The following is a 7,019-nucleotide window of genomic DNA, read 5'->3' as shown; positions in this document are numbered from 1 at the left end:
TCTCGATGATGTCGCCGATCGTCTGGGTCTTCTCCGACAGGCTGACGATGTTGCCCGCCACCGCCTCCGCCTGCTCGCGGATCGCGTCCATGGCCTTGGCGGTGTCGGACACCGCGCGCAGCCCCTGTCGCGAGGTCTGGGCGGTGGCCTGGGCGGTGGCGATCACCTCGGTGGCGCGCTTGGAGATCTGCGCCCCCGAATGGGTGATCTCGTCCACCGTGGCGGCGGTCTCCTGCACGGCGGCGAACTGCTGCTCGACCGAGGCGGCCTGCTCCTGCGCCGAGGCGCGGATCTCGGCCGCGGCCGCGTTCAGGTCCGCCGTCGCCGCCCGGTTCGTCCGCGCCAAGTCCGACAGACCCGAGACCATCGTGTTCAGCGTCGTGCTCAGACGGCCGATCTCGTCGCGCCCGCCGGCCGCCAGCTGGCCGGACAGGTCACCCTCGCCGACGCGGCCGACGAAGGCCATGACCGTCTCGAGCGGCCGCACCACCGCGCGGCTGATCAGCCACGTGATCAGGACCGCCAGCAGCACCGCGGCGGCCAGGGTCAGGTAGATCGAGAGGCGCGAGCGCTCGTAGACCTCCTGCGCGGCGCGCTGGCCCAGCGCCATGCCGCCGTCGAGCTGCGAGCGGAGGTTCTTGATCCCCTCGAGGAAGGGTGCCTGCAGCCGCGCGATCTCCGCGTTGCGGGCCTCGACCGCCGCGACGTCCTGCTGGGCGATGGCGGCGAACTGCGCCTCGCCCTGCGCCTTAACCTCGCGGAACGAGCCCTGGACCGCGGTCGCCGCCGCGGCGATGCGGTCCCAGGCCGCGACGCGCTCGGCGGATACGACCTGCGTCCGGTACTGGGTGGCGAGCTGGATCGTCGTGGCGAGCCGGTTCTCGACCTGGGCCGCGGTCTGGCGCCAGGCCGCCAGGGTGTCGCCGGCCTGGGTCGCGCGCCCCTGAACCTGCATCAGCATCGTGATCACGGCCGTGCGGCGCAGGAGACCGAGGTCGCGCGCGTCGTTCCCGAGATCGTCGAGCTGGCGCAGGATCGTCATGTCCCGCCGGACGATCGCGTCGGTCGTGTCGCGCACCGCGCCGATCTGCTCCAGGGCGTAGAGGCCGAGCGCCACCACCACCACCGTGATGGCGAAGAAGCCGAGGAGGATGCGTTTTCCGATCGAGAGCGACACGGGCGGGGATGGCTCCGGTTGTGGCAGACGGCCCGGTCAGGGCAGCGCGCGGCGCAGGAGGCGGGGGAGGTCGATGACGACGAAGTCGGGACGGCCGTCGCCCGCCGCCCCGGAGGCCGGGGCATAGACCGAGGCGGCCTCGTTGCCCAAGCGGTCGGGATCGGCCGCCTCGGCGCCGGCCGCGGCGACCGCGCCAGGGGCCCGGGCGATGCCCAGGACCCGGTCCACCGCGAGGGCGAGGGGCTGGGGGTGGACGCCGCGCAGCACGATCATGTGGCCCGCCGCCGCGTCGGCGTCGGACGCGGGATCCGGCCGGCCGAGGGCCCGGGCGAGGCTGAGCACGCCGACGATCCGCCCGGACAGGGCGACGAGACCGTCCAGCGCCGGCACCGCCCCGGGCATCGGCGTGGCGGGGCGCGACGGCAGGACCTGGGCGACGGCCGCCAGCGGCACGCCGTAGCGCTCGCCGCCGCAGGCGCAGACGAGGTGATCGACGCCCGAATCGGTCGCGGCCGCCGCGGCACCGCGCCGGGCGAGGGCGGCGGCGCGCTCGGCGCGCAGGTCCCGCTCCGGCCGCGGACGGCCGCCCTGTGCACTCGGGCCTGTGCCCATCAGGACCTCCTGCTGCCGGCGCCGCCGAGCGCGGCGCGGGCCGCGGCCGCGCTGGCCGCGATCTCGCCCGCGGAGGCGCCGTCGCCCTCGGGCAGCGCCGTGTCCGGCCCGAGGGCTTGACTCAAGGCGACGGCGTTGTCGAGGGCGCGGAGCGCCTCGTGCGGCCGTCGCAGCGCGATCAGCAGCAGGCCGAGGTGGTAGTGGGCCATCACGAAACCGCGGTCGAGGTAGAGCGCGGCCCGCAGCGCCCGCTCGGCCTCGGCGTCGCGTCCGAGGGTGCGGGCCAGGAGACCCTCGTAGAAGCGCAGGGCGGTGTCGGTCGGATCGCGGTCCAGGGCGCCCCGCAGCGCCCGCCAGGCCGCTCCGGTCTCGCCGGAATCGGCCAGCGCGCGGATCCGGTCGAGGTCGACGGCGTCCTCCTCTTCCGGCCGGTCCTCCCGGGTCTCGGGCGCTGCGGGAGCCGGACCGGTGCCGGGTGCGGCGACCGGGTCCGGGGCGGGAACGGCCGCGGCGTCAGCCTCTGCGGCCCCGGACTGGCCCGGGCCAGGATTCGCCGGGGGCGGCTCCGTCGCCTGTCGCGCCGGAGGGACGGGGTCCGGTGCGGGCCCACCGGACAGGTCGACCGATGGCGCGACCGGCGGCGCCTCGGCGCGCGGTCGGTAGGCCACGGTCCCGGGCAGGCTGACGGCGTCGAGGAAGCTCGCGAAGGCGGGACTCGGCTCGGCGTGGCCGAGGAGCAGCCAGCCCTCCGGCCGCAGCCTGCGGCCCAGCCCGCGCACCACCGCGGCGACCGTCCGGGCATCGAAGTAGATCAGCACGTTCCGGCAGAGGATCAGGTCGAAGGGCTCGCCCTGCGGCGGCCCCGGCTCGACGAGGCTCAGCAGGTTGCCGCGCTCGAACCGGACCGGACCGCGGTATTCGGGCCGGAGGGCGTAGCCGCCCTCGCGCCGGATGCCCGGCGCGGGCGGCAGCCGGGTGAAGTAGCGGAGCCGGTCCTCCGGCGGCATGGTCCGGAGCGCCCAGCGGCCGTACTCGGCGGCGCGGGCCGTGGCGAGCGCCTCGACGCTGATGTCGGTGCCGAGGATCGCCACCCGCCACTCGGGCAGGGCGTCGCCGAGCAGCTCGTGCACCAGGATCGCCAGGGAATAGGCCTCGGCCCCGGTGGAGCAGCCCGCGCTCCAGATCCGGAGGACGCGCTCGGACGCCCGCGCCGCGATCAGCGCCGGCAGGATCGTCGCGCGCAGCGCGCTGAACTGCTCGGCGTAGCGGAAGAAGAACGTCTCGCCGACGGTGATCTCGGCCTCCAGCCGGGCCCATTCCGCCTCGCCTTCAGCGCCGCTCGACAGAAGGGCCGCGTAGGCGGCGCAGTCGGCCACGGCGGCGGCGCGGAACCGGCGGTGCAGCCGCTCGATCAGCAGCTCGTCCTTGTCGGCGTAGTAGTGGTGGCCGGTGCGCGCGATGATCCGCGCCTTGAGCGGCGCGTAGGCGGGATCGGCACTCAGGTCGGGACGGGGATTCCCCGGTCGGGCCATCGCGCGGTCAGACGGCGTGCGGCAGCGCGGCGAGACGTTCGGCGGCCGCCCGGGCCAGGGCGTCGACGCGGGCCCGTTCCTGCACGGTCAGGAGGCGCTCCGGCGCCAGAGCGTGGACGAGGCGCTCGCCGAGGACGAGCTCGGCCGCGACGCAGCCGTTGAGCGTGTCGGCCGCCTCGGCCGGCCGGATCGCGGGATCCGGGACGGTCGCGAGGTCCGCCACGCGATCGACGAGGTACGCGACGGCCTCGCCCTGCATCAGCGCGAGATGGGCGTAGAGACCGGGCGTCGCGCCGGCCGGGCGCAGGCCGAGCAGCGCCGCGAGGTCGACGACCGGGACCGGCGTGCCGCCGAGATTGAGGAATCCGCTGAGCCAGCTGCCGGAAGCGGGCGGCGCGTGCAGATCCGGCAGCGGCAGGATCTCGGCGACCGCGCCGCGGGGCAGGGCGCAGGCCGTGCCCGCGACATCCAGCAGGAGATAGGCCGAACCGCTGCTGGCCACCGCCACCCGCTCCCCTGTTGCTCGGTCGCGGCCGGGCCGGGACGGGTCGCGACATAGGCCGAGTTAACGCTGCCGGCAATTGTGCGCCGCACGGGCGCGATGACGCGGAACCAAGTCTCGCCTGAGCCGCTTATTTTCCGACGCAGCGGCAACGCGCCTGACGAGGCGCGGCGCTTTGCCTGCGCCGGTCTACGCCAGGGATTGACGATGAGGAAACTTCTGTTGGCCGCCGCGTCGCTGACGCTCCTCGCGGGCTCCGCCTACGCCCAGGGCAACTCGCCCTACAACGCCTCGGGCGCTCAGGCCGGCGGCCCGCGCGGCGGCCTGGAGCGCGCCGGCGAGGCGGCCGCGATGGAGCAGGGAGCTGCTCCGGCCGCGCGTCCGACGATGCGCAAGCGCATGAAGCACAAGCGGATGAAGCATCATCGCCGGATGCGCCACCACATGTGAGTGGCGAACACCGGGGCGCGCCGCAGGCGTCGTCCGGGTGGCTCGGCCTGTCGCACCCGCGGCAGGCCTTTTTTATGCCCGGTCGCAGGCGAAGTGCCGGTCGCGCGGGCCTGAAGCATAGTGCAGTCCGGACGACGCGTGCCGTCCGACGGTTGCCGGCCGGCGCGGCGCGGTCCAGAGTTGCGCGATAGCCGCGACGCCCGAACATGTTCGCAAACGAACATCGCCCGGCAATCAGTACAGCGGTGCGACGGCCTCACGAAGGCGAGGGAGTATCGATGTCACGACCGCTCGACCGGAGATCCGACGACAGGATCGAGGCGACCGGTGTCGAGGGGCGGCGCAGCGCGATCGTCGCCTCGGTCCGCCAGCGCGGCTTCGTGACGATCGAGGCCCTGGCGGCGCAGTTCGGCGTCACCGTCCAGACGATCCGGCGCGACCTCAACGAGCTGAGCGCCGAGGGGCGGCTGGAGCGCTACCGCGGCGGCGGCGGCCTGCCCTCCAGCGTCGAGAACATCGATTACGCGGACCGGCGGGTGACCCTGCTGCCGGAGAAGAGCCGGATCGGCCGCCTCGCGGCGAGCCGCATCCCGTCGCACTGCTCGGTCTTCATCAACATCGGCACGACACCGGAGGCCGTCGCCCGCGAGCTGACCCGACACGACGATCTCAGCATCATCACCAACAACCTCAACGTGGCGATCTCGCTCGCCGAGACGACCGAGTTCCGCATCGTCGTGGCGGGCGGCACCGTGCGGAACCGCGACGGCGCGGTGCTGGGTCAGCTCACCTGCGACACGCTCAGCCAGTTCCGGGTCGACGTGGCGGTGATCGGCATCAGCGGCATCGACGGCGACGGGGCGCTCCTCGACTACGATTACGAGGAGGTGCGGGCGACCCAGACCATCCTGGCCCATGCCCGGAAAACCTTCCTGGTGGCCGACCACACCAAGTTCACGCGGCGGCCCATGGTCCAGGTCGGGCGCCTGGAGCAGGTCGACACCTTCTTCACCGACCGGGCGCCACCGGCCGAGATCGTCGCGCTCATGGAGCGCCTGGGTGTCAACCTGGCGGTCGCCGACAGCGCGGACGAACCGTAACGAACATCGATTTTTCGCTTGCGAAAGCCGACCGCCGCGTCAATATAGTGCCGAACCGCCACCAAGGCGGCCCAGGAGGAACCATGGCGGCTGCACCGCGACAGCGCGAGCCGTCCGACGCCTACGATCTCCTGATCATCGGCGGCGGCATCAACGGCACGGGCATCGCCCGGGACGCGGCCGGCCGGGGTCTGTCGGTCCTGCTGGCCGAGCGCGGTGACCTGGCCGGCTTCACCTCCTCGTCGTCGACGAAGCTGATCCACGGCGGCCTGCGCTACCTCGAATACTACGAGTTCCGCCTCGTGCGTGAGGCGCTCGCCGAGCGCGAGCGGCTGCTGCGGCTCGCCCCGCACGTGATCTGGCCCCTGCGCTTCGTCCTGCCCCACGACGAGGGCCTGCGCCCGGCCTGGATGCTGCGGCTCGGCCTGTTCCTCTACGATCACCTCGCGCGGCTGCGCACGCTCCCGGGCTCGCACGGGGTCGACCTGCGCAGCTCCGCCTACGGGGCGCCGCTGCAGCGGCGCCTGAAGCGCGGCTTCGTCTATTCCGACTGCTGGGTCGAGGACAGCCGCCTCGTGGTGCTCAACGCCATGGACGCCCGAGAGCGCGGCGCCACGGTGATGACCCGCACCGGTGTCGTCTCGGCCCGGCGCGAGGGTGACGGCTGGGTCGCGACGCTGCGCGACGAGCGCGGCGGCACCGAGCGGACGGTCCACGCGAAGGCCGTCGTCAACGCCGCCGGCCCGTGGGTCAGCGAGACGCTCGGCGGCACGCTCGGCATCAACAGCCGCGCGGCGGTGCGGCTGATCAAGGGCAGCCACATCGTGGTCAAGCGCCTGTTCGCGGGCGATCAGGCCTACATCCTGCAGCAGCCGGACAAGCGCATCATCTTCGCGATCCCCTACGAGCGCGACTTCACGCTGATCGGCACCACCGACGTCCCCTACGAGGGCGAGCCCGGCCCGGTCTCGATCTCCGAGAGCGAGACCGACTACCTCTGCGGCTGCATCAACCGCTCCTTCGACACGACGATCACCCCGGCCGACGTGGTCTGGAGCTACTCGGGCGTGCGCCCGCTCTACGACGACGCGGCCGAGAACGCGTCGGCCGTGACCCGCGACTACGTCCTCGACGTGGAGGACCAGGGCGGGGCGGCTGCGGTGCTGTCGGTCTTCGGCGGCAAGATCACGACCTACCGGCGGCTCGCCGAGCACGCGCTCGAGAAGCTGAAGCCCTACTTCCCGCACCTCGGGAAGTCCTGGACCGGCGACGCGGTCCTGCCGGGCGGCGCCATGAAGGACGCCGATTTCGACCAGTTCCTCGCCAAGCTGCGGGCCGAGACGCCGTTCCTGCCGGAGGAGACCGCCCGCCGCCTCGCCCGCGCCTACGGCACCCGGGCCCGGGACATCGTCGGGACGGCGCAGTCCATGGCGGATCTCGGCGAGGCCTTCGACGGCGGCCTCACGGCGGCCGAGGTCGACTACCTGCGCACCGAGGAGTGGGCGGTCACCGCCGACGACATCCTGTGGCGGCGCTCCAAGCTCGGTCTGCGCACCGGCGCGGAGAGCGCCGCGCGCCTCGCCGCCTACCTCGACCGCAGGGCCGAGGCCGCCTGACGCTTTCGAACCCGATCCGGCGACAGACCG

Annotated in this window: 7 protein-coding genes; 3 read left to right on the top strand and 4 right to left on the bottom strand. The window is 73.5% G+C overall.

The window, feature by feature from the left end; all coding sequences use genetic code 11:
- The 4 genes from ACLBYB_RS14775 to ACLBYB_RS14760 all read right to left on the bottom strand — a co-directional run.
- Positions 1–1,177, bottom strand: a 1,177-nt coding sequence (locus ACLBYB_RS14775) for a methyl-accepting chemotaxis protein (protein ID WP_447699204.1), incomplete at its 3' end; no start/stop codon positions are given.
- Positions 1,178–1,213: 36 nt separating this feature from the next.
- Positions 1,214–1,789 (bottom strand): chemotaxis protein CheW, encoded by a 576-nt coding sequence (locus tag ACLBYB_RS14770; RefSeq protein WP_427507774.1) that lies wholly within the window; start codon positions 1,787–1,789, stop codon positions 1,214–1,216.
- On the bottom strand, positions 1,789–3,321 hold the full coding sequence (locus ACLBYB_RS14765) for a CheR family methyltransferase (protein ID WP_447699203.1): 1,533 nt from the start codon (positions 3,319–3,321) through the stop codon (positions 1,789–1,791). Before ACLBYB_RS14765 ends, ACLBYB_RS14770 begins: the two co-directional genes overlap by 1 nt.
- A gap of 7 nt (positions 3,322–3,328) precedes the next feature.
- On the bottom strand, positions 3,329–3,823 hold the full coding sequence (locus tag ACLBYB_RS14760; protein WP_447699202.1) for a chemotaxis protein CheW: 495 nt from the start codon (positions 3,821–3,823) through the stop codon (positions 3,329–3,331).
- A gap of 207 nt (positions 3,824–4,030) precedes the next feature.
- Here ACLBYB_RS14760 and ACLBYB_RS14755 point away from each other — a divergent pair, with 207 nt between their 5' ends.
- The 3 genes from ACLBYB_RS14755 to glpD all read left to right on the top strand — a co-directional run bounded on the left by ACLBYB_RS14755 (position 4,031) and on the right by glpD (position 6,989).
- On the top strand, positions 4,031–4,273 hold the full coding sequence (locus ACLBYB_RS14755; protein ID WP_043343441.1) for a hypothetical protein: 243 nt from the start codon (positions 4,031–4,033) through the stop codon (positions 4,271–4,273).
- A 278-nt stretch (positions 4,274–4,551) separates the two neighbouring features.
- On the top strand, positions 4,552–5,373 hold the full coding sequence (locus tag ACLBYB_RS14750; RefSeq protein WP_020095420.1) for a DeoR/GlpR family DNA-binding transcription regulator: 822 nt from the start codon (positions 4,552–4,554) through the stop codon (positions 5,371–5,373).
- 83 nt (positions 5,374–5,456) lie between these two features.
- Entirely contained in the window at positions 5,457–6,989 is a 1,533-nt protein-coding gene (gene glpD / locus ACLBYB_RS14745) for a glycerol-3-phosphate dehydrogenase (RefSeq protein WP_447699201.1), read from the top strand.
- Positions 6,990–7,019 lie beyond the last annotated feature (30 nt).

It is taken from the genome of Methylobacterium sp. D54C (genome assembly GCF_053345595.1).
This window is presented reverse-complemented; position numbering and strand designations above follow the sequence as displayed.